We start from the raw sequence: 21,885 nt of genomic DNA on the forward strand, positions 1-21,885 counted from the left end.
ATGTAAAACCTTAAAATTCAATTCTAGCTTTGGATACAACAGAAGAATCAGCAAAAAGAGATTCTCTATAACGATAGTATCCTACAATACCAATCATGGCTGCATTGTCCGTTGTATATTCAAATTTGGGAATATATGTTTTCCACTTGTATTTTTGTTCGGCTTCTTTTAAAGTTGCGCGTATACCTGAATTAGCCGATACACCACCGCCAATTGCAATTTGAGTAATACCGGTTAGTTCAACGGCTAACTTAAGCTTATCCATCAATATTTTGATAATCGTGTGTTGAATTGAAGCACAAATGTCTGCTTTGTTTTCTTCTATAAAGTTTGGATTTTCGGCTACTTGTTTCTGAATAAAATATAAAAACTGTGTTTTTAAACCACTAAAACTAAAGTTTAATCCCTCCACTTTTGGTTTTGTAAAAGGATACGCTTTAGGATTCCCTTCCTTGGCATATTTGTCAATCAAAGGCCCACCAGGATAAGGAAAACCAAGAATTTTAGCTGATTTATCAAAGGCTTCACCTACAGCATCATCTGTTGTTTCTCCCAATACTTTTAAATCAAAGAAACTATTTACTTGTACAATTTGAGTATGTCCACCTGAAATTGTCAAAGCTAGAAAAGGGAAAGTAGGCTGATCATATCCGCTTTCATCAATAAAATGACAAAGAATATGAGCATGCATGTGATTCACTGCAATCAAAGGAATATCTAAAGCCAAAGCCAAAGATTTAGCAAAAGATCCACCAACTAAAAGTGAACCCATTAATCCAGGACCTTGTGTAAAGGCAATTCCCTGCAATTCTTCTTTCGTAATTCCCGCTTTCTTTAAAGCAATATCAACAACTGGTACGATGTTTTGTTGGTGTGCTCTTGAAGCTAGTTCTGGAACAACACCACCGTATTCTTCGTGTATCTCTTGACGAGCTACGACGTTAGACAATACTTTGTTATCTGCTAAAACTGCAGCTGCGGTATCATCACAAGAACTTTCAATCGCTAATATATAGGTGGGTTTTGTGGACATGTATAATTTAATTTAATGCTAATTTATATCTTCTTTTTTTAGTCAATCACTCCTAAAAATTAATTAAATTTGTTGATTGTACGTAGGTATTTAAAAAAAGTAGATTTTAGGGGCAAATTTAAAACATTAATAGTTATCAAAAAATTTAAAAAAATAGTTTTTCGCCTGCTTTTGGCTCTGTTCTGCTTGCTGATTTTAGCAGCGGGATCCATGATGTTGCCAATTGTGCAAAGCTATTTAGCACGCTATGTAACGGAAAAAGTCAATGAAAAATTCGGTACGGATTTTTACATTGACCGTTTATCTATTGATGTTTTTGGAGTGATTCACCTCAAAGGGGTAGAAGCAAGAGACAACCACGAAAATATATTAATCGGAATTGATCATCTTCAAACGCGTTTGGCGGACCTAAACGCTTTGCAGCAAGGAAAGGTGTATTTGGGAACAACCCGAATCAATGGCTTGTACATGAATATTCACAAGTATGAAGGGGCAGAACTAACGAATCTAGATGAACTTATTGCTGTTTTTGATGATGGACAACCTGGAGAAGGAAAGTTCCGATTGAAAGCTTCACGCATATTTATTAAAAATTCACAGTTAATTATTTCGGACGACAATACGAAGGCAAAAGTAGCGGTTGATTTCAGAAAGTTACAAGGTCAAGTGGATAACTTTTTAATCAAAGGACCTGAAATATATGGAACTGTGAAAAACGTGAGCTTCCTCGATCATTGGGGAATGAACGTACAAAACTTAACCGCAGATTTTTCCCATACCAAAACAAGTATTGGACTAAAAGACATGAAATTAGTCACAGATCAATCGGATATTGAAGGAAACCTGAAATTGACGTTTGAACCTGGCGATATGAAGTATTTTGTCGATAAGGTGAAGTGGGATTTCGAGATTAAAAAAGCCAAATTAAATTCTTCTGATATCAATGTATTCGCCCATGAGTTTGCTTCTAATAAAGAAGTATTCTTCAAAGGATATATGAAAGGAGTGATGAACGATTTTGTTCTTGAAGGAGCTAATTTAGTAGATGAAAACAATTCGCAGATTATTGGGAAATTTGCATTCCGCAATGTATTTGATGATCATGAACCCTTTTGGATGCGTGCCGATTTATCGCGTTTACAAACTACACGCTATAACTTAGTTGCTTTAATGCCAGATCTGTTAGGTAAATCTTTACCAACGGAATTGGATGACTTGGGATTAGTAAATATCATAGGGAATATTGAGTTAACCAAGAGAACCTTAGATACGGATATTGAATTAGTAACGGCTATCGGAAAAGGAAATGCTAAAATTGCCATTCAACAGCTGAATGATCCAGATCACGCTACATACAAAGGAAATATTAAATTAGATCACTTTGATTTAGGTCACTTTATCCACAATGAACAGTTTGGATTAACGTCTTTCGATTTATATATAGATGGACATGGGTTTAATCAAAAATCGTTGAATACTTCTGTAAAAGGGGATGTATTCTCTTTTGTTTTCGGTAAGTATAAATACACCCAATTAGCCGTGGATGGATTAATGAAAATGCCATACTATCGCGGGTTATTACACAGTGCAGATCCGAATGTAAAACTCGATTTTAACGGGACGATTGATTTAAGTACCAAAGAGAAGAATTACGATTTTGTTGCGCAAATTGATTATGCGGATTTATATGCCTTAGGTTTCGTCAACGATACGTTATCTAAGTTTACAGGTGATTTTGAATTTAAAGCCAAAGGGAATAATATTGAGGATTTAGAAGGTGTATTTAAGGTAAATAATGCGGTTTATGACAACAGTAAAGATCATTATGTATTTGAAGAGTTTTCTATTGAATCTAGTTTTACAGAAGGCGGAGAGCGTTTGTTGAAGTTAAATTCAAAAGAAGCTATTCAAGGATACATCAAAGGGAAATTCTTGTTTGGTGAATCCAAGATGTTGTTTACAAATGCATTGGGTAGTTTGTATACCAATTACTCTCCGTATAAAACAAAAAAAAGGACAATATGTTGATTTTGATATTACGGTACACAATCGCTTAATTGAGGTTTTCTTGCCCCAATTAACGCTAAACGAGCGTACGCACGTAGATGGAGAAATTGACAGCGATGAGAATTTGTTTAAACTTAATTTCGATTCGCCAAGTATTGCCGTGAGTGGCGTGGAATTCTTCAATATCTTATTGAATGTCAATAATTCCAATCCCATTTATAATACGTATGTTTCTATTGATAGTGTACATACTAATTTCTATGATATTTCTGATTTTAACTTGCTGAATTTAACGCATAATGATACGTTATTTGTGCGTTCAGAATTTAAAGGAGGTAAAAACTTAAAAGATAAATACGAATTGAACTTGTATCACACCATTAACGAAGAGAAACTCTCTGTGGTGGGATTCAAAAAATCAGAGGTGTTCTTCAAAGATTTCCAATGGAGTATCAATGAGAATAACGACAAGGCCAATAAGCTGGTATTCAATAAAAAATTGATGGACTTTACCATTGATTCTCTCGCTATTTCTCACAACAAGCAAATGGTGAATTTAAGTGGAGTAATGCGAGATTCTACATACAAAAAACTGAATTTATCTTTCGGAAATGTAGATTTAAATAAGATTACACCTGATATTGAAAATCTGTCTTTTGGCGGTAAAATTGATGGAGAGGTGAATTTCTCCCAAATGAAGGATGTGTATCATCCCCAGGCTAATATCGTCATTGATTCGCTGCTGATTAATAAAATATACTTAGGGGATATGTTCTTCAAAGTGGATGGAGATAAGCGATTAGAGAAGTTTACCGTTCAATCTAGTTTGATGGATGATGAAGAAAAGGAGCGATTTTATTTGAATGGAGATGTTGATGTTATCAATAAACAGACCCATTTCAATTTAGAGTCCGGGCTAACGGATTTCCCATTGGGTACGATTGCACCTTTTTTAAGTAGTGTGGCTAGTGATATGACGGGAACTGCTTTTGGTAAGATTTCCTTCTTAGGAACTGCAAAAAATCCAGATGTCAATGGACGTTTGTACTTGAATGATACCAAATTCAAATCGAAGTTTACAGGGGTAAGCTATGCTTTTGATCAAGAAACCCCACTGGATATTACAACGAAACAATTCATCCTCCGCAAGGCAGGGTTAACTGATACCAAATACAAGACCAGGGGATTGGTCGATGGAAATGTATCTCATAAGATGTTCAAGGATTGGGTGATGAATCTATCGCTTTCGTCTACGAATTTATTGGCTTTGGATACCCAATACGCAGAAGGAAGTTTATACTATGGAACTGCTTATATCAATGGAAAAGCAGACATTGTAGGGCCTATTGAAATGTTGAGTATCAATATTAATGCGACTTCCAATAAAGGAACATCAATTAAGATTCCATTGAAGGAGGCGCAAAGTACAGGCGAAAATAACTTTATCCATTTCCTGTCGCCTCAAGAAAAGAAATTACGTTTAACAGGAAACGATTACGATCCATATAAATACCGCAACAGTGGAATTGAATTGGATTTTGAGTTTTATGTAACGCCAGATGCGGAAATTGAAATTATCCTCGATCGGGAGTCTGGACATGCTATGCGCGGAAAAGGAGCTGGATTTATTACCATGGAAATCAATACACTTGGTAAGTTCAATATGTGGGGGGATTTCCAAGCGTATGAAGGGGAATATAATTTCAAATATGGTGGATTGATCGACAAGAAATTTGTCGTGAAAAAATATGGAACAATTCGCTGGGATGGTAACCCAATGAATGCGATTTTGGACCTTCAAGCCATTTACCATACAGAAGCTAATCCAAGTGTAATTATTGATAACTCGATTATCAATAGAAAAGTACCTACGGATGTGGCGATTGTATTGAATGGAAGTTTAAGTAATCCAGAAGTAGATTTTGATATTAACTTTCCAACGGTGAGTTCGGTTGTAAAATCGGAGTTGGACTATAAACTGAGTGATCGCGATACACGTGAAAGACAAGCCATGGCTTTATTAGCAACGGGGTCTTTCTTCTCCTCTGATAACTCTTCATCTGCTTTAGCAGGAAGTTTATTTGAGCGCGCAAGTAGTATTTTTGATGACTTATTCTCGGATGTAGATGATAAGTTTAAAGTAGGACTAAACTATGCGCAAGGAGAACGAAATCCGTATACGCAAACAGAAGGACGATTAGGGGTAACTTTTACCACGAAAGTGAATGATCGCATCTCTGTAAATGGAAAATTAGGAGTACCTGTCGGTGGAGTAGAGCAATCGGTTATTGTTGGTGACGTTGAAGTATTGTTGCGTATCAATGAAGAAGGAACGCTAAATGCACGCTTCTTTAACCGAGAGAATGACATCAACTATATTGGGGAAGGAATCGGTTATACACAGGGGGTAGGATTGTCCTATGAGGTGGATTTTGATACGTTGAAAGAGTTAATCGCGAAGTTTTTAAATCAATCCGAGAAAAAGAAGAAGAAAAAAGAAGAAAAAGAATCTTCCAACAATAGAGCCGAAGACCTGCCAGATTCAGATTACAGTCAGGAGTTTATTCGTTTTTATGAAACAAGACGCAAAAGCGGAAATACGCCTTCGGGACAGTAGGTGAGAGTAAAGGAATGACTATATAATTTAGTAAAGAGTTTTAAGTAACTGCTAAGGCTTATATTGACTTATGTGCTAGGGTAAAGATTGATTTTATGTTTACCAAGGAGGAGCAAGAAATATATAGTGCTAAGAAAAACAAAAGTGAAATTATTTTATATTATTTTTTTTATCGTTTTAGATTTTATGTTTTTTAGCTTTCTAGTAAAAAAAATTAGATTGGGAAGAAGAAGATTATTTTTGCTTACTGTATTTTTGTTTTTCTTTACTATCATTCATTTTTTGAATCCTTTTGGATTGGCTATTTCTAACGAAGTCTTTTACATATTAATTGGTTTTAGTATGACTTTAATTGTTTCTAGATTTGCAAAGGAGGTAGCTATTTGGGTTACATCAACGTTTAATAGAGAAAAAAACGAGTTGTTTTTAAAGTGGTTTAGTATTTGGGTTGATTATGTGATGTATATCATGGTTTTAATATTCCAAATAGCAACTATAATTAGTAATTAATATAAAGGTTGTTTTTTATTTTCCTTTTTAATTTTGTAGGATATATGGAGGGGCGTTTATTTATAAGCTATATGTTTTACACGATTTTGTCTTTTATATAAGTCAATTAGATCATAAAGGATTTGTTTTTGCGTTCTTCTAGTTCTCCTCAAGACTTGATATCTTCTAGTTTTTTTCAACGACTGTTTACGAAGTATTATCATCTACTAAATAATCCAAATATACTTCTGGGTGTCCACTATTTTTTAGCCGTTTCAGTGAAAGAAATTGCCCTTGCAGTTCATGCTAACCAATAATTTAAAAAAATCTCTAATCTTTTAAATAAACATTTTTTCAATCGTAATAAACTTTATTTTTATAAGGACAGTTGACCCTTTGATAATGAGGGTTGAGTTCGCGGAAAGAAAGGGAGTAGAGTTGGAAGAGTGTGGATCCGTTGGCGGAACAGTTTTATCTGGGTTGAAAATACTTGCTCAAATTATGAAAGGCGTTCAAGATGTAATAGGTACTATATCGGTAGGAGGTGCCGCAGGAGATGGTTTGGAGAGTTGGTTTGGTGGTGATAAAGTAAGGAAACACACATTTACTAGTTATAAAGTATCGAACCCTAATAGACCATACACATATTCACCTGATAAAAAAACCTTTTGGAATTATGGAAATAAAAAAGGATACTTTTTTACATAATAGCCAAATACTAAGAAACGAATTGGAGTGGATTGAAGACAAGAGGTTCAGTGCGCGAAATTGGAAATACAAAAAAATGGGATAATTTATATAATATAAAATGAGAATAGTTAGTTTTTTTTTAATAGTGTTGTTGTTTTTTTCATGTGAAAGAAAACAAGAGAAAAAGGATGAATTTGAAGAGTATAAAGGAATTCAATTAACAGAATCGTTTTCTAAATCTTTAGGAGGTAATATTAGTTATACCTTGGAATTGCCTGATACCTTAAAAGTTAATCAAGCTTATCAAGCTATTTTCAAATTTGATAGCCCTTTTGATACAATTCTTGATCCTATGGTGTCGGATAGTATTAAATTTAGAACAATAAAATTGTCTTATTATAAACCTATAAAAATAGAAACTGAGATTCTAAAAGAGGATATTGTTCTAAAAGATTCTGTTTATATCCCTAATAAATTGTTTACATTAGGAAATATTAGATTTAAAGAAAAAGGGAAGTATCTTTTTTTAGTATTAATTGAAGATGAAATTATGTATAACTATTATAATAAGCATGGAAAGCGTGATTCAGTTCATTTAGATAGAATATTTGAAGAAATAAAAAAAGAGGTGGTGGTTATTGAATAAAACAAACTGCTATAATTAGAATAAAATACCACCCCAACCTTCCAAAACGGATTGTTGGGGTTTTTTTAAGTTAACAGTTTACTGTTAACGGTTGACAGAGGTATTATTCAATAAAAGAGAATTAAAACTGTCGACCGTAAACCAAATAAAACACCCAACAAGACAACAACCCACGAAAAGAATTAACTTTGTTTCTGTTGCGTGTAAAAAGGATCACGCGTGTATAAAAATAAATCGGACCAAACCATGAACAACCAAGTCTATATCTCATGTAGTTTTGCTTTACGAAAGGCATTAGAACCAGAATTGCAAACGATGAAAGATGTGTTGTTGAGCTATCAATATCAACCCTGGGTATTTGTAGAGCACTATACATTTACTGCACAACAAGAAAAAGAAATGATGCAACAAGCGATGCAGGATATTGAAAATAGCGCATTTTTACTCGCAGAGACTACGGATAAAGGAATTGGTATAGGTATAGAAGCAGGGTATGCAAAAGCCTTAAAGAAACCAGTTGTATATTTGAGAAAACAAACGGCGGAACATGCTACCACGTTGTCGGGATTAAGCGATTATCAAATTGTATATCAAGATACCACTGATTTAGCAAACAAATTAGAGGAAGTGATGAAGGCGTTAAGGAAAAAGAAAGGATAATATTTTAGTTGAAAAGAGATTTCACTTTAAAAAACGAAAATACATCCACATCAAAATATGAAAAAAGAAATTTTAGATCGAATTAGTCAATTAGGAGGTGATGTGAGTCAAGTAAAAGGATAAATGATACTAGACGATTTGCTGTCTATTACCTTCAATACAGTGTTGTATAAAAGACCCGTGGATACACCTTGGGCTAAAGCAGAGGAAGAAGAACCTATTTTTGGATTAGGCGAATTCATTGAAGAACATCAAGAACTAGTAGAAACGAATCGAGAAGCACTGTATCAAAAAATAATCACTCATTTTTATCAAAATACAGAAGAAGCGTATGGGCAAACCTTTTGGCAGCCTGTACTTTTTACGCCCTTTAAAGAAGGAACTACGGATTATGACAATTGGTATGAGGGGTGTTTTGATGATGAGACGCTGGTAGATTTAAGTGAAGTGGAGAAAGTAACAGGTACTCGAACGGGCGATTTCTTACAATTGTTTTACAGCTATGGATTTCCAGATCAGTTGTATATTAGTTTAGATGATCCTGAAAAAGAGAATCCAACAGTGTTTGGTACAGATCATGAAGTATTTTTTGGAGAAATTACCAATGAAGGTGCTTTAGAAGCATATTTCAATCAATTTATGACGAGGGACGAGCTTATTGAAATAGTAGCAAAAGCGTTAGATAAACAGCAAAACAAATGAAAATACAAGAACTACTAAAGCAGTTAACAGCAAAGGAGAAAGCTCAAATAAAAGCCGTTGAAGTGCGAGAGTTAGATGAGGAAGATACGGGACATTTTGTTGCTTTTGTAGATGAAGCAGAAGAAACCTATGATGTACATATTCAGTTAAACGAACAAAGTGTGCAACAGATGACTTGTGATTGTGGAACGACTCAAAAAAATTTGTATCCATCAAGGAGCTGTATTGCTGCAAATCATGGAAAAAGGATTGAAAGTGGCTCCAACACAAGTGGTCAAAAAAAGAAGAACAAAGGCGAAGCAAACGGTTAGTGAAGCTTTGGTGCTGGAGCAAAGTAAAGAAATATTAGCCCAATGGTTGATTGATGTTTTTAAGAAAAATAAAACCTTAGAACAGCAGTTTATTGTTACTTTTTCGAAAGAAAAAAGAGAGTACACCGTCGAATATGTGGAGGAAATCATGCAGCAAACATTTAAGGCTGTAGCGGGGAAACGCAAAACCCTAGAAGGAGTAAAGATTAAAAAAATATTGGATACCCTTGCTATTGCTTTTGAACCAGTCAATGATTTTATTACGGTGAATATGGATAAGCCCATCGCATACGAACTCTTTTCAAAAATCATGTTGGATATACAAATCTTTGATAAGCGTATTTCACATCACAGTAAGAAATTCATCGATTTTTACCAAAGTTATAGCACCTGGTTTGCGTTGACGTTGAATAATATGCAAAATCAACTTGCTTGGCAAACGCAGGTTCAACACGTGATTGATCGTGTATTTTTGGAAAATAACACAACGAAAACAATTGATTGTGTGTTGTTAAAAGGCATTTATGATTGCGCGGATGCGAAGCAGCAGAAAGACTTTGCAGCAGCCTTATACCCAAGTGTATTTAAAACAACGCATACCCGATATGATTTCAAAGTGGATTTCATTAGTTTTATTCGAGATGTCGCTTTAACCTATGATTTCTTTGATGAATTGCACCTGTTTTTTAAAATTAGAGCTTAAAAAAATTGAGAATGTAACTTAAGTTACTGTAGGGAACCAAAAAGAGGGATACCTTCGTTTTTTAAATAGAACAAGATGTTACAGTGGTTAAAAAATATATTCGGCTCATCTGAGGCAAAACCTTCTCTAGCAACACGAGTACAAGAAGGTGCTATATTGATTGACGTACGCACCCAAGGAGAATACCTCAGTGGGAGTGTAAATAAAGCAGTTAATATCCCCTTAGACCAATTGGTCGCTAAAAGTGGTAGATACAGCAAAGAAACGCCTTTAATTGTCTTTTGTAGAAGCGGTATGCGTAGCCAGCAAGCAAAAAGAGTATTAGAACAGCTGGGATACCAAAACGTATACAACGGAGGAGGAGTTCGCGCAGTGAGGAATCAATTAGATCAATAATAAAAAAACCAACTGGAATGCCAGTTGGTTTTTTTTGTTTATTCTTCTTTCTCGTCTGAGAAATATTGATTGTAAATTTTGATACTGTCAATCGGGTCAGGCATACCCATGGGAGCATTATCGCGCTCGTATTTCTCAATTAGAATTTGTAGTACCTCTAGTTCATCTACAGTATCTTTATTTTGTGGACTACTTTCTAATAGTTGTACTTTGATCATAGCCATGTGGTAATCTTCTTCCGTACGAATAGGTCTTAATTTCATAATACTATAATTTATTGCACTTTTTGGTTTGAATCAAGGCTCGTATTTTCTAGCCTTTCCTATAAAACTACACATTTTTTTTGATTAAAGCACCTGATCGATTGCTAATTACTGTTAAGAGCCATAAAAAAAGCCCTCGTAATAGAGGGCTTTCATTGTATATTATTTTGTTTGATTTGCTTCAATCCATTGACGTGCATTAACAAAAGCTTCCATCCAAGGAGAAACTTCGTCTTTGCGTCCTTCTGGGTAATTCGCCCAATGCCATTGGAACAATGAACGCTCAATATGAGGCATCATAACCAAGTGACGTCCTGTATTGTCACACATCATAGCGGTGTTGTAATCAGAACCATTTGGATTCGCAGGATAGCTATCGTAAGCGTATTTTGCTACAATATTATAGTTGCTTTCTGCTTCTGGTAAGTTGAATTTACCTTCACCATGTGAAATCCAAACACCTAATGTACTACCGGCTAAAGTAGATAACATGATTGAGTTATTCTCTTGAATGGTAACAGAAGTAAAGTTACTTTCGTGTTTTTGAGAATCGTTGTGTAGCATTTTTCCGTGCACTGCATGCTCAGGATTAATTAACTCCAACTCCATAAACAACTGACAACCATTACAAATACCTACTGATAAAGTATCTTGACGTGCAAAGAAGTTTTTCAATGCTGTATTTGCTTTTTCATTGTACATGAAGGCACCAGCCCATCCTTTTGCTGATCCTAATACGTCCGAGTTAGAGAAACCTCCAACGGCTCCAATGAATTGGATATCTTCTAATGTTTCTCGACCTGAAATTAAATCCGTCATGTGAACGTCTTTCACATCAAATCCTGCTAAGAACATTGCGTTGGCAACTTCTCTTTCAGAGTTACTTCCTTTTTCGCGTATAATTGCTGCTTTTGGACGTGGTTTAGACGCATCAATTGCAGGTTTCTTACCGTCAAATTGCGATGGGAAAGCAAACTGTAAAGGTTGGTTTTTATAGTTGTTAAAGCGCTCAGTCGCTTTGTTGTTTTTTGTTTGTTTTTGATCCAACAAATACGATGTTTTATACCATGTATCGCGGATTGCTGGAACACTATAGCTAAAGCTATCAGTTCCATTTTGGAACGATACCGTTTCTTCAGCTAAAACCGTTCCGATTTTAGTTGCTTCAACACCTGCAGCGTTCATTGCTTTTTCGAAAGTTTCGTCGTTTTTCGCTTGAATCACTAAACCGATATTTTCGTTGAAAAGAACTTTTACTGTATCTTTTTCATTTAAAGCAGTTAAGTCATAACGAGCTCCCAAGTTGATATCAGCAAATGTCATTTCTAAAAGTGTAGTGATTAATCCACCACTTCCAATATCATGACCAGCAGCAATTTGATTGTCTTGTACTAAGTCCTGAACTGCATTGAATGCTTTTTTGAAATAAGCCGCATCTTGAATTGTTGGTACTTCGTGTCCGATTTTATTTAAAATCTGAGCAAATGATGAACCTCCTAATTTGAAATTATCTTGTGATAAACGGATATAGTAGATAGAACCTGCATTTTTCTTTAATGTTGGCTCTACGATTTTCGTAATATCTGTACAGTTTGCAGCAGCAGAAATAATAACCGTTCCTGGAGCAATTACCTCGTCATTTGGGTATTTTTGCTTCATAGATAAGGAATCTTTTCCAGTTGGAATATTGATTCCTAATTCAATAGCGAAATCTGAACACGCTTGTACAGCTTCGTATAAACGAGCATCTTCCCCTGGGTTATTACAAGCCCACATCCAGTTTGCAGATAAAGAAATTCCTTTCATTTGGTCTTTTAATGGAGCCCAAACAATGTTAGATAACGCTTCTGCAATTGCATTTCTACTTCCTGCAGTAGGATCAACTAAAGCAACAACTGGCGCATGTCCAACTGTTGTAGCAATTCCTTCTTTTCCTTTATAATCAAGAGCCATAGCTCCTAAGTTATTCAATGGTAATTGTAATGGACCTGTACATTGTTGTTTAGCCACACGACCACCCACACAACGATCCACTTTATTCGTTAACCAATCTTTAGAAGCAACAGCTTCTAGTTGTAATAATTGAGTTAAATAAGTATCCACTTTTTCAACAGCATAGTCTAAATCAGCATAGATGCGCTCGATGGTTTGATCTGCCATAATTGTTTTTGGAGAACTACCGAACATTTCTTCAATGGCAAAATCCATTGGTTTAGCTCCTGTTTTTGCAGATTCAATCGTAAAGCGATGATCGTTAGTGATTTCACCAACTGTGTACATGGGTGCACGTTCTCTCTCCGCAATACGCTCTAAAGTATCCATATCTTTTTTACCGATAACCAATCCCATTCTTTCTTGAGATTCGTTTCCGATTGTTTCTTTAGCAGAAAGCGTTGGATCTCCAATTGGTAACTGATCTAAATTGATATGTCCTCCTGTTTCTTCTACTAATTCAGATAAACAGTTTAAGTGTCCACCCGCACCGTGATCGTGAATAGACACGATAGGGTTGTGGTCAGCTTCAACTAAACCGCGAATCGCGTTCGCTGCACGTTTTTGCATTTCAGGGTTTGAACGTTGAATGGCATTCAATTCAATTCCAGATCCGAATGCTCCCGTATTTGCAGAAGAAACTGCTGCTCCTCCCATACCAATACGGTAGTTTTCACCTCCTAAGATGACTACTTGATCTCCGAGTTCTGGTTTGTGTTTTTTCGCTTGATCTAACTTTCCGTATCCGATACCACCCGCTTGCATAATCACTTTGTCAAAACCAAGTTTGCGCGCATCTTCTTCGTGTTCGAAAGTTAAAATAGACCCCGTAATTAACGGTTGTCCGAATTTATTTCCAAAATCAGAAGCTCCATTAGAAGCTTTGATTAAAATATCAATTGGTGTTTGGTATAACCAAGCTCTTTCATCCATGGCTTTTTCCCAAGGACGATTCTCCTCTAAACGAGAATAAGAAGTCATGTAAATTGCAGTACCCGCTAAAGGCAATGATCCTTGTCCTCCAGCTAAACGGTCGCGAATTTCCCCTCCAGAACCTGTAGCAGCACCATTGAATGGTTCTACAGTTGTTGGGAAGTTATGTGTTTCTGCTTTTAATGAAATAACAGAATCAAATTCTTTTTCTGCATAAAAATCCGGTTTGTCCGCTGATAACGGAGCAAATTGCGTAACACGTGGTCCTTTTACAAAAGCCACATTATCTTTATAAGCAGAAACAATATCATTTGGATGAGTCTCTGAAGTCTTCTTAATTAATTTGAATAAAGAAGTTGGTTTTTCTTCTCCATCAATTACAAATGTTCCGTTAAATATCTTATGACGACAGTGCTCTGAGTTTACTTGTGAGAAACCGAAAACTTCTGAATCCGTTAGTTTACGGCCTATTTTTTGAGCTAAATCTTCTAAATAGGTAATCTCTTCTTCGTTTAGCGCTAATCCTTCTTCTTGGTTGTATTTCGCAATATCTTCAATGTAAATGATTGGCTCTGGTTGAATGTTAATCGCAAAAATATCTTGATCTAATAAGTCAAACACTTGCGATAACATCGGATCAAATGCTTCTTGGTTAGCCTCAAAAAATTCTTCAATGCGAATAATTCCATTAATCCCCATGTTTTGCGTGATTTCAACCGCATTGGTACTCCAAGGTGTAATCATGGTAGCACGTGGACCAATAAATTGACTGTTAATTACTTTTTGATCTAAGTGTTTAGCGTTGCCAAAAAGCCAATTTAGTTTTTGAATATCTTCAATAGATAAAGCGTTCTCCACCTGTACAGCGTAGAACTTTTTCGAAGGGTTTTCGAAGAAATAAATCATTGCGATAAGATTATTTTAGTTGTTGTTGTAAGATGCAAAAATATACTAAAAAAAGACAATTAAAAAATTATTCTTTTGTAGTTTCAATATGTTGATAAGCACCTAAATCGGCTGATTGACGACGGTCTTTTCCATCGATATCTCGAGGAATACTACGCGCAATTTCTTTGTCGCCCTTGCCAATTAAGTGTGTCATCTGACTAGAGTAGTAGAAGAGGTTCTTTTTTGGGTCAGAAAAATCAATGGCCGCTGAGGAAGGGGTATCCATTAAAATAGTATTGAAATACATCATTTCATTGGCGTAATTGTAAACAGAAGCGTTGTTGTTTCGTTTACTTGTATCTTTTAAAGCACTTGATTCAAAGCGAATATTAGCTGTTTCTTCAAGTTGAAGAATAAAGCTTTGTGCAATCGATGCGTGTAAAATACTGTTTTGAATTGTTAAACGATCAAAAGGAGTCGCGGTATTGTTTGCAATAAGTAAGGCCGTCTGATCGGGACGGAGTCCTGTATTGCTAAAGGTACAATGTTGGAATACATAATTTCCACCATTGCGCAACACAACCGTTGCGTTTTGCGTATTAGAAGCAACGATATTTTGCCCTAGAACTTGCGAGTTTATCGCAACTAAAGAGGAATATAAATGATTGAATAATTTAGTATTACGCAGCGTGAAATCCGTTGCATGATCAAGATACAAACCAATTTTGGCATGAGCGATTGTCACGTGATTGAAAACACTGCTGCCTGGATTTTGTAAACGAATTCCCGACCATTGACCAGCAGTATACTCATAAGCAGGTTCCAAACGGTCATTGCGCATGATAATAGGCTGCTCTAATGTTCCTTGTGCTTGTATAGCGCTACCTGGTAAACCAATGATTCCAGAATTTTCATGAAAATAGAGTTCCGTTCCTTGTTTTAGGGTTAAGGTTTGATTTTCAGGAATGAATGCATAGCCATAGATGACATAAGGTTTCGTGTTATCTAGGGTTAATGTATTTCGAACATGTACATCAGAATCGCCCAGATAAAACCCTTCAACAGTGGTTTGATTGTCCAATTGAACAGTGTGTAAAACTTGTTTTCCTACTTTTCCAGGATGTAAAAAATAAGCATCCTTGATTAGGGTGACAAGTTCTATACTTTGAGGTTGTGCAGCTCCAAGTAAGCGTATTTGATCCGTATAAATAAAATCTTTAGCTTGAGGATCTGCTTTACCTAAGGTATGAACAAAAACGTACAAGCTATCTTTAGGGAGTAGTTCAACATTGGAAAACTGTTTTCCAGACACGCCCTCAATTAACAAATTAAAATAGGATTGCGCTCCTTTACCTAGAGTTAATTGTGGAATTTGGATGTTTTTATTACTCGGATTGTAGATTTTTACCAAATAAGAGCTAGACTGTGTTTCTGTAAAAACAGGATCTAAGAATACGGTATCAGCAGAAAATAGCAAAGGTTGCGTATTGGGTTCAAAATCCATGTCTGTTCGGCAACTAACGATGCTAAACAAAACGATAAAGAACATAATAAACCTAGGTGTATTCATAGCTGGTGTTTAAAGGTAAATGTAGTGAAAATAACGAGACAATGAACAGGCTAATTGTTAATGTTGTTGCGTAACATCCAGAGTTTTACGTAACGTAAAAACGTCGCATAAGCATTCAACGAAGATAGAATTAATCCTGGTACACCATCTCTGAAACCTTGTTTCAAAATATAATGCTTGAGAAAGCGCATGCCTGGTTTAAAGATGAAATGATATCCTGTTAGCTTTCCCGTTTTCTTATCGTAATCTTCGGCTTGTAAACTAGCATATCGACTCAATTTGGCAATGTGAAAATCAAATCCTCTATAGGTGTTGTGATACAGTTTAGCAGATAGAAAACCAAGGGTACCGTTGACGTGTAAACACTCGTGAACGCGATTGGTATAACTAGAAACATCTTTTTTAAACAAACGGATAACCTTGTCATTTTGATAGCCCGAATAGTTGATTTCTCGATTAAAAAAGAAGTTTTTTCGATACACCCAATATGCATCGTATGCATCTAATGTATTCTGTTCTTGTAAGGTTGTAATCTCTTGGTTTAGCTCTGGAGTCAACTGTTCATCTGCATCAAGTAAGAGAATCCATTCACTTGGCATTTGTGTAATCGCCCAATTCTTCTGATCGGAGTAATTGTCAAATTCTCTTACAAGTACTTTTGCTCCAAGTTCTTGTGCGATTTCTGCTGTTTTGTCTGTACTGAAAGAATCTACAATATAGATATCGTCCACTAAATTTTTAGCAGATAAAATACATGCTCTAATATTTGACTCTTCATTCTTTGTAGGAATTAAAAGAGTTATCTTCTTTTTCATAAATACGTTGACACAATTTAGTTTGTTTTCTGAAAAAATATACTTTTAGCTTTTAGATTTATGCAAACGAATGAGTTTTACATATTTCATAAACGAAAAGAATGATTGTATTATTGCAAAAGCCAAGCCATCTATACCATTTAAGACTCCTTTTTTGAAAAAATAACATCTTACAAAAGCTACTGCACCATTTAATACGGGTTTGAACGAAGAAACTTTTTTTCCTTTTTCAAATAATTGTTGCGCAGCCCAGGTCGAATATTGGTTCTTTTTATCAATAACTTGTTTGTAATTTTGCCAACCATAATGAAGAATGTGTACATTCACACTTTTCTCCTGAGTCGTCACAATATATTGATGTGTAATATCAGCAGAAGGACCAGCTGTGTTTTTATTAAAAAAGCGAACTTTTGAATCTGGATACCATCCAGAGAAGTTAATCAATTTATCTCCTAAAAAGTTTTTAACTCTGAATTTATAGCCATCATATGGACTATGTTCATATTCTTTCTTTTGAATAAAAGCCAGTGCATCTACGTCTAGGAATTCATCTGCATCTAAATTCATAATCCAATCATGTTTACAGAATTGTAAACCGTGAGTGCGTTGTGGTCCATCTCCTAAAAAGGCTTGAAGATGAACTTGTGCTCCTTTGCTTTCGGCAATTGCTACTGTATTGTCTGTACTATTAGAATCAATGATGATAACTTCATCACAGTATTGAAATAAAGCATCAATACACTTGCCTATATTTTTTTCTTCATTAAATGTAATTACTAATCCACTGATAGCCATGGTATACTGTATTTTGTAACTTTAAATTGTTTGATAACCGTTGTAAAGATGCTAAAATTATAGCTTTTTTTTAACAATTAGTTGATTGTTTTTTACTCGTGAATTAAAAGTTTGTATATACGCTTTTAAGAAACGTTCCATTTCTTTTACTTTTTCAGGGTTTTTGATAAGCAGATTGTCTTTTAATTCAGGATCAATTTTCCAATTGTAAAGGCCTAAACTTTTGGTTCCATCGAAAGCAAGGTAGTAATCTCCTTCCTCATAGTTGTAAATATTGTTTAAATAACTGATGGCAAAGTCACGATCGGATTGATAAGATTTACCAAAAGAAACTACTTCTGTATTGATTTGCAAATAATCCATTAAACTTGGAAGGATGTCAATTTGCTGAAAGTTGCGTTCTATTTTTGCTACCGGTATACGTTCATCTCCAGGGGCATAGAATAAAATGGGAATTCTAAATTTACCTACATTGGTTTTCCATTTTTCTTCCTGTCCATCCGAAGAGGTATGATCGGCTACAACAATAAAAATAGTGTTGTTATACCAAGCTTTGGTTTTCGCTGTTTTAAAAAATTGTTGCAGTGCATAATCTGCATAGGCAATTGATTCGTGTATAGCAGCTGTTCCTTTAGGGAATTTCCCTTTGTATTGTTCAGGAATTGTATAGGGGTTATGAGAGGAAATCGTAAATAGAGTAGTGAAGAATGGAGCCTGGAAATCATCTAGTTTTTGAGCAAAAAACTGCAAGAATTCTTCATCAAAAATTCCCCAAGTACCATCAAAAGCTTCTGGACCTTCGTATTCATTTTTTCCATAATATTCCTTAAATCCTGCTACTGTTGAGTATTGGTCAAAGTTTTGACTTCCATTAAAAGCACCATGGAAAAAAGCGGTATGATACCCTTGATCATTGAGGATTTTCGGTAGGGGATAAATGTCGTTTAAGGCATAACTTGACGTAATATATGTACGATCCATTAAGCTAGGAACACTTGAAATTGAAGAAGGAACAGCATCAATTGATACCTTTCCATTAGCAAATCCATTTTCAAAGAAATAGCTATTCTGAGCCAAAGAATCCATAAAAGGAGTCAAGCCGATGTTCATGTTTTCGCGGCCAAAACTTTCGATAATTAATAAAACAACATTCTTTTTGTTGATGGAGTCATACTGAAATACTTGTACAGGATTAAAAATATCGAGTAATTCCTCTTCGCTGTAAAAATTATAATCGGGTAAAGTTTCCTTTTTACCCATCGTTTTCAAGACAGAGAAAGGGGTGTTTAACACTAAGGCAGTATTTTTCATTCCTCCATATCCCGCTGCATCAACTAAGCGAATGGGTTTGGGTTGAAGTCCACCACGTCCTAAAATAAGTAAAATACCCAAGACCAAAACAAGTACAATGACTTGTGGAAAGTTGAAACGAGAATCGTGTATTTTGTAGTCTATTTTTCTGTATATCAACCAGAAGAATACAAAAGAACCCAGCATAAAAAGCGGAATCCACCAATAATCTACAATGAAGTTTTTCAGTAAACCAGGCAATTCGTTTTCCATCCCAGAAGCCGTAATAAAGGCATACGAACTGCGTCTACCAATAAAACGGAAGTATTCATAATCCACGAAATTTAAGCATAGAATAAAAATATTGACAAGGTAAAAACTGTAAAATAAAAACGTTTGATATCCTTTTTTGGTTTGGAACTTACCTGGCCAAAGATGCAAAAGAGCAAAAGCAAGGTTAATAAAGCCCAAAGCGGCGAAGTCGAATCGAATACCACCCCAAATGACTTTAGCATCAAAAGGATCTAATAAGTGGTTGTTATACCAATAAAAACCGAGTCTACACAATTGATAGAAAGCAAAAATAAGCAAGAAACGCAACGTGAAAACCTTGAGGTTTTTAGAAAATATTTTAGTCATAAAATAATCGTGTGATTTTAAAGCGAAATTACCACAGCCAATACATGGACTGTGGTAATCTATTAGTTGTACGGTGCCGTATTAAACAGCAACATTGTATTCTCTTAGAGCATCGTTTAACGATGTTTTTAAATCTGTAGAAGGTTTGCGTTTTCCAATAATTAAGGCACAAGGCACTTGATATTCTCCTGCTGGAAATTGCTTGGTATAAGAACCTGGGATAACAACAGAACGTTCAGGAACGTACCCTTTGATTTCTACAGGAGTTTCTCCTGTTACATCAATAATTTTCGTTGAAGCAGTTAAGACTACATTGGCGCCTAAAACTGCTTCTTTTCCTACGCGAACGCCCTCAACAACAATACAGCGTGAGCCAATAAAGGCATGATCTTCAATAATAACTGGGGCTGCTTGTAAAGGTTCTAAAACGCCTCCAATACCCACACCACCAGAAAGGTGAACGTGTTTGCCAATTTGAGCACAAGAACCTACAGTTGCCCATGTATCTACCATAGTTCCCTCATCTACATAAGCGCCAATATTAACATACGAAGGCATTAAAATTACACCCGATGAAATATAAGCCCCATGTCGAGCAACAGCATTAGGTACAACGCGAATTCCCTTTGCTGCATAATGCTGCTTTAAAGGCATTTTATCGTGATATTCGAAAATTCCCACCTCAAAGGTTTCCATTTTTTGAATCGGAAAGTATAAAACAACTGCTTTTTTTACCCATTCATTAACTTGCCATCCTGTTGCTGTAGGTTCTGCAACGCGTAATTTACCTTGATCAACCGCTTCGATCACTTCGCGGATTGCGTCTTGTGTATCTTGATGTTGAAGTAAGGAACGATCATTCCATGCCGTTTCAATAATGTGTTGTAGCTGATTCATTATCCGATTGTTTTGAGATTAAAATTAATTTCGAACTGTCTTGCGATAATCCTTGTACTCGTTTGTTCTTTAGGTTTTATTCTTCTTTTGATGAAGTAAAATAAAAATCAGATTACCTGCATCATATTGGCAGGCATAAAAAATTGCTTTTTTTTACTAAAAAACAGCTACAAATATAAGTATAAATGTTTAGAAAAATTAAATGGAAATGAAGGAAATCAGGCAAAAATCAAGGTGAAAATAGAACAAGAAAGGGAGAGAAGATGGCGAAATCGGAAGGCAGTGAAAATCGAAACGCAGTGTAGATTCATCGAACATCAAAACCAATATTAAGTAGGTGAGATATATTCATCGAATACGAAAACAAATATAATTTCATGAGATAGATGAGGAGAGGGTGAGGCGATGAGATTTAGGTGTTTGATAGTAAAAAATAGGATGGTTTATATTTTACCTTTACTTTTACAAAAAAATGTTAAAAAAGAAAAGACAGGGTATGCAAATAAAAAAAATAGGCTTTGGACTAGCAGCTTTACTATTGCTGGGGTATGTATTTATTTGGTGTAAATATGATTGGATGTATGAGGAATATGATCCTCAAAAAGCAGAAGAACTTTTTGCATCCAAAAAAATAAGAATTCCAGTTTACGATACCTTGAGAGTGAATAACTTTAAGATTGGGTACTTGAGTAATAAGCGATATACCTATGTAGACGGATACGATTATTTAGGGGGTGTACGAAATCCTTACTTAGTTTTGGTGCCTCGTAATGGAGATAATATTACCAGCTTATTGCCTTATTTTCTAGATGAGGAATTAACCAATAATTTTCATCTTATCGCCATCGATCGCATTGGGTTTGGTGGAAGTAAGGTAGGGAAGAATATCCAAGGGGAGCCTTATGGATACTATGATTCAAAAAAAGCTTTTGAAGAAAATGCAGTTTATGCTACTATTTCGATGCTAGATCGGATTGTAGACAACGAAGGAAAACACCTTGATGAAGGGCGTTTTATCTTAGGTGGACCTACAGCAGCTATGGGGTTAGGTGCGGCGTATTCCACTTATTTGTCTTCAGATAAATTTTTGATGGTAGATGCAACTCTTACCAAGCGATTCTTTTTCAGTCAATGGTACAGCCAATTGGTGGTGAGTGGAATAGGACGTGCAATTTTCCCAGCCAATTACGTGAGTAAACAGTGGGATTTATTGCTCAATGATCGCGTCTTAGCGGAATATAAAGAACCTTGGTTAGAAGGAGTAAAGTATACCGAAAATAAGGAAAATGAAAATGAATATAGCATGTACAAAGGGGCTTCTGAAGCTGGCATGGGGAAAATTTTGTTTTTCAGAGGTTTGAGCAACTCCGATAAGAAGGAAATAAAAGAACTAACGGACGAAAAAGCATGGGAAGCTAAAGATCATGCAGTAGATTTATATACTCCTGAGGAGGTAATGAAAGCGCTAAAAGAAATGGATGTTTATACCTTAAACTTTAACCGATTAGATCGATGGAAAACGACTGAATAGGATGGAGTGAGAAATAAT

At 35.5% G+C, this 21,885-nt stretch carries 18 protein-coding genes; 10 read left to right on the forward strand and 8 right to left on the reverse strand.

Annotated elements, in window-relative coordinates; genetic code table 11:
• Positions 1 to 10: 10 nt before the first annotated feature.
• Positions 11 to 1,033: a tRNA (adenosine(37)-N6)-threonylcarbamoyltransferase complex transferase subunit TsaD gene (gene tsaD, locus M2306_RS02920; RefSeq protein WP_115090782.1), complete on the reverse strand. Its 1,023-nt coding sequence runs from the start codon at positions 1,031 to 1,033 to the stop codon at positions 11 to 13.
• Positions 1,034 to 1,243: 210 nt separating this feature from the next.
• Here tsaD and M2306_RS02925 point away from each other — a divergent pair, with 210 nt between their 5' ends.
• The 9 genes from M2306_RS02925 (at position 1,244) to M2306_RS02965 (ending at position 10,254) form a co-directional block, all read left to right on the forward strand.
• Complete coding sequence (locus tag M2306_RS02925) at positions 1,244 to 3,061, forward strand: hypothetical protein (protein WP_498882747.1); 1,818 nt, start codon at positions 1,244 to 1,246, stop codon at positions 3,059 to 3,061.
• Positions 2,997 to 5,657 carry a translocation/assembly module TamB domain-containing protein gene (locus M2306_RS02930; RefSeq protein WP_498882748.1) on the forward strand — a complete coding sequence of 887 codons (2,661 nt, stop codon included), beginning with the start codon at positions 2,997 to 2,999 and terminating at the stop codon, positions 5,655 to 5,657. Before M2306_RS02925 ends, M2306_RS02930 begins: the two co-directional genes overlap by 65 nt.
• A gap of 990 nt (positions 5,658 to 6,647) precedes the next feature.
• Positions 6,648 to 6,854 carry a hypothetical protein gene (locus tag M2306_RS02935; RefSeq protein ID WP_498882749.1) on the forward strand — a complete coding sequence of 69 codons (207 nt, stop codon included), beginning with the start codon at positions 6,648 to 6,650 and terminating at the stop codon, positions 6,852 to 6,854.
• Between the two features lie 100 nt (positions 6,855 to 6,954).
• Positions 6,955 to 7,482 (forward strand): hypothetical protein, encoded by a 528-nt coding sequence (locus M2306_RS02940; RefSeq protein ID WP_115090779.1) that lies wholly within the window; start codon positions 6,955 to 6,957, stop codon positions 7,480 to 7,482.
• A gap of 219 nt (positions 7,483 to 7,701) precedes the next feature.
• On the forward strand, positions 7,702 to 8,142 hold the full coding sequence (locus M2306_RS02945) for a nucleoside 2-deoxyribosyltransferase (RefSeq protein WP_259187918.1): 441 nt from the start codon (positions 7,702 to 7,704) through the stop codon (positions 8,140 to 8,142).
• Positions 8,143 to 8,265: 123 nt separating this feature from the next.
• The gene (locus tag M2306_RS02950; RefSeq protein WP_259187919.1) at positions 8,266 to 8,844 is read left to right on the forward strand and encodes a hypothetical protein; all 579 of its coding nucleotides are present in this window, start codon (positions 8,266 to 8,268) and stop codon (positions 8,842 to 8,844) included.
• Positions 8,841 to 9,155 (forward strand): hypothetical protein, encoded by a 315-nt coding sequence (locus M2306_RS02955; protein ID WP_498882750.1) that lies wholly within the window; start codon positions 8,841 to 8,843, stop codon positions 9,153 to 9,155. Before M2306_RS02950 ends, M2306_RS02955 begins: the two co-directional genes overlap by 4 nt.
• Entirely contained in the window at positions 9,082 to 9,858 is a 777-nt protein-coding gene (locus tag M2306_RS02960) for a hypothetical protein (protein WP_498882751.1), read from the forward strand. Before M2306_RS02955 ends, M2306_RS02960 begins: the two co-directional genes overlap by 74 nt.
• 75 nt (positions 9,859 to 9,933) lie before the next feature.
• Positions 9,934 to 10,254 (forward strand): rhodanese-like domain-containing protein, encoded by a 321-nt coding sequence (locus M2306_RS02965; RefSeq protein ID WP_115090775.1) that lies wholly within the window; start codon positions 9,934 to 9,936, stop codon positions 10,252 to 10,254.
• 38 nt (positions 10,255 to 10,292) lie between these two features.
• On the opposite strand, the gene M2306_RS02970 is transcribed toward M2306_RS02965, so the two are convergent.
• The 7 genes from M2306_RS02970 to M2306_RS03000 form a co-directional block, all read right to left on the reverse strand.
• Positions 10,293 to 10,517 (reverse strand): hypothetical protein, encoded by a 225-nt coding sequence (locus tag M2306_RS02970; protein WP_002985766.1) that lies wholly within the window; start codon positions 10,515 to 10,517, stop codon positions 10,293 to 10,295.
• 162 nt (positions 10,518 to 10,679) lie between these two features.
• Positions 10,680 to 14,348, reverse strand: a complete 3,669-nt coding sequence (gene purL / locus M2306_RS02975; RefSeq protein WP_115090774.1) for a phosphoribosylformylglycinamidine synthase — start codon at positions 14,346 to 14,348, stop codon at positions 10,680 to 10,682.
• 67 nt (positions 14,349 to 14,415) lie between these two features.
• Complete coding sequence (locus tag M2306_RS02980; protein WP_259187921.1) at positions 14,416 to 15,900, reverse strand: beta-helix domain-containing protein; 1,485 nt, start codon at positions 15,898 to 15,900, stop codon at positions 14,416 to 14,418.
• A gap of 50 nt (positions 15,901 to 15,950) precedes the next feature.
• Positions 15,951 to 16,715, reverse strand: a complete 765-nt coding sequence (locus tag M2306_RS02985; RefSeq protein WP_115090772.1) for a glycosyltransferase family 2 protein — start codon at positions 16,713 to 16,715, stop codon at positions 15,951 to 15,953.
• Between the two features lie 45 nt (positions 16,716 to 16,760).
• Positions 16,761 to 17,510, reverse strand: a complete 750-nt coding sequence (locus tag M2306_RS02990; RefSeq protein WP_259187922.1) for a glycosyltransferase family 2 protein — start codon at positions 17,508 to 17,510, stop codon at positions 16,761 to 16,763.
• 57 nt (positions 17,511 to 17,567) lie between these two features.
• Positions 17,568 to 19,439: an LTA synthase family protein gene (locus M2306_RS02995; protein WP_259187923.1), complete on the reverse strand. Its 1,872-nt coding sequence runs from the start codon at positions 19,437 to 19,439 to the stop codon at positions 17,568 to 17,570.
• Between the two features lie 81 nt (positions 19,440 to 19,520).
• Positions 19,521 to 20,336, reverse strand: coding sequence for a 2,3,4,5-tetrahydropyridine-2,6-dicarboxylate N-succinyltransferase (locus M2306_RS03000; protein WP_259187924.1), 816 nt, complete (start codon positions 20,334 to 20,336; stop codon positions 19,521 to 19,523).
• Positions 20,337 to 20,832: 496 nt separating this feature from the next.
• Here M2306_RS03000 and M2306_RS03005 point away from each other — a divergent pair, with 496 nt between their 5' ends.
• Positions 20,833 to 21,867, forward strand: coding sequence for a hypothetical protein (locus M2306_RS03005; protein ID WP_259187925.1), 1,035 nt, complete (start codon positions 20,833 to 20,835; stop codon positions 21,865 to 21,867).
• The last annotated feature ends 18 nt before the right edge of the window (positions 21,868 to 21,885 follow it).

The sequence above is a fragment of the Myroides gitamensis genome (genome assembly GCF_029894455.1).
GTDB classification, from domain to species: domain Bacteria; phylum Bacteroidota; class Bacteroidia; order Flavobacteriales; family Flavobacteriaceae; genus Flavobacterium; species Flavobacterium odoratum.

What these genes read in the sequence shown, in the direction of transcription:
- M2306_RS02955 (WP_498882750.1), top strand. Translation starts at nt 8,841, where the DNA reads ATGAAAATACAAGAACTACTAAAGCAGTTAACAGCAAAGGAGAAAGCT.
- M2306_RS02935 (WP_498882749.1), top strand. Translation starts at nt 6,648, where the DNA reads ATGAAAGGCGTTCAAGATGTAATAGGTACTATATCGGTAGGAGGTGCC.
- M2306_RS02985 (WP_115090772.1), bottom strand. Translation starts at nt 16,715, where the DNA reads ATGAAAAAGAAGATAACTCTTTTAATTCCTACAAAGAATGAAGAGTCA.
- M2306_RS02940 (WP_115090779.1), top strand. Translation starts at nt 6,955, where the DNA reads ATGAGAATAGTTAGTTTTTTTTTAATAGTGTTGTTGTTTTTTTCATGT.
- M2306_RS02965 (WP_115090775.1), top strand. Translation starts at nt 9,934, where the DNA reads ATGTTACAGTGGTTAAAAAATATATTCGGCTCATCTGAGGCAAAACCT.
- M2306_RS02930 (WP_498882748.1), top strand. Translation starts at nt 2,997, where the DNA reads ATGCATTGGGTAGTTTGTATACCAATTACTCTCCGTATAAAACAAAAA.
- M2306_RS02980 (WP_259187921.1), bottom strand. Translation starts at nt 15,900, where the DNA reads ATGAATACACCTAGGTTTATTATGTTCTTTATCGTTTTGTTTAGCATC.
- tsaD (WP_115090782.1), bottom strand. Translation starts at nt 1,033, where the DNA reads ATGTCCACAAAACCCACCTATATATTAGCGATTGAAAGTTCTTGTGAT.
- M2306_RS03005 (WP_259187925.1), top strand. Translation starts at nt 20,833, where the DNA reads ATGCAAATAAAAAAAATAGGCTTTGGACTAGCAGCTTTACTATTGCTG.
- M2306_RS02960 (WP_498882751.1), top strand. Translation starts at nt 9,082, where the DNA reads ATGGAAAAAGGATTGAAAGTGGCTCCAACACAAGTGGTCAAAAAAAGA.
- M2306_RS02995 (WP_259187923.1), bottom strand. Translation starts at nt 19,439, where the DNA reads ATGACTAAAATATTTTCTAAAAACCTCAAGGTTTTCACGTTGCGTTTC.
- M2306_RS02990 (WP_259187922.1), bottom strand. Translation starts at nt 17,510, where the DNA reads ATGGCTATCAGTGGATTAGTAATTACATTTAATGAAGAAAAAAATATA.
- purL (WP_115090774.1), bottom strand. Translation starts at nt 14,348, where the DNA reads ATGATTTATTTCTTCGAAAACCCTTCGAAAAAGTTCTACGCTGTACAG.
- M2306_RS02925 (WP_498882747.1), top strand. Translation starts at nt 1,244, where the DNA reads ATGATGTTGCCAATTGTGCAAAGCTATTTAGCACGCTATGTAACGGAA.
- M2306_RS03000 (WP_259187924.1), bottom strand. Translation starts at nt 20,336, where the DNA reads ATGAATCAGCTACAACACATTATTGAAACGGCATGGAATGATCGTTCC.
- M2306_RS02950 (WP_259187919.1), top strand. Translation starts at nt 8,266, where the DNA reads ATGATACTAGACGATTTGCTGTCTATTACCTTCAATACAGTGTTGTAT.
- M2306_RS02970 (WP_002985766.1), bottom strand. Translation starts at nt 10,517, where the DNA reads ATGAAATTAAGACCTATTCGTACGGAAGAAGATTACCACATGGCTATG.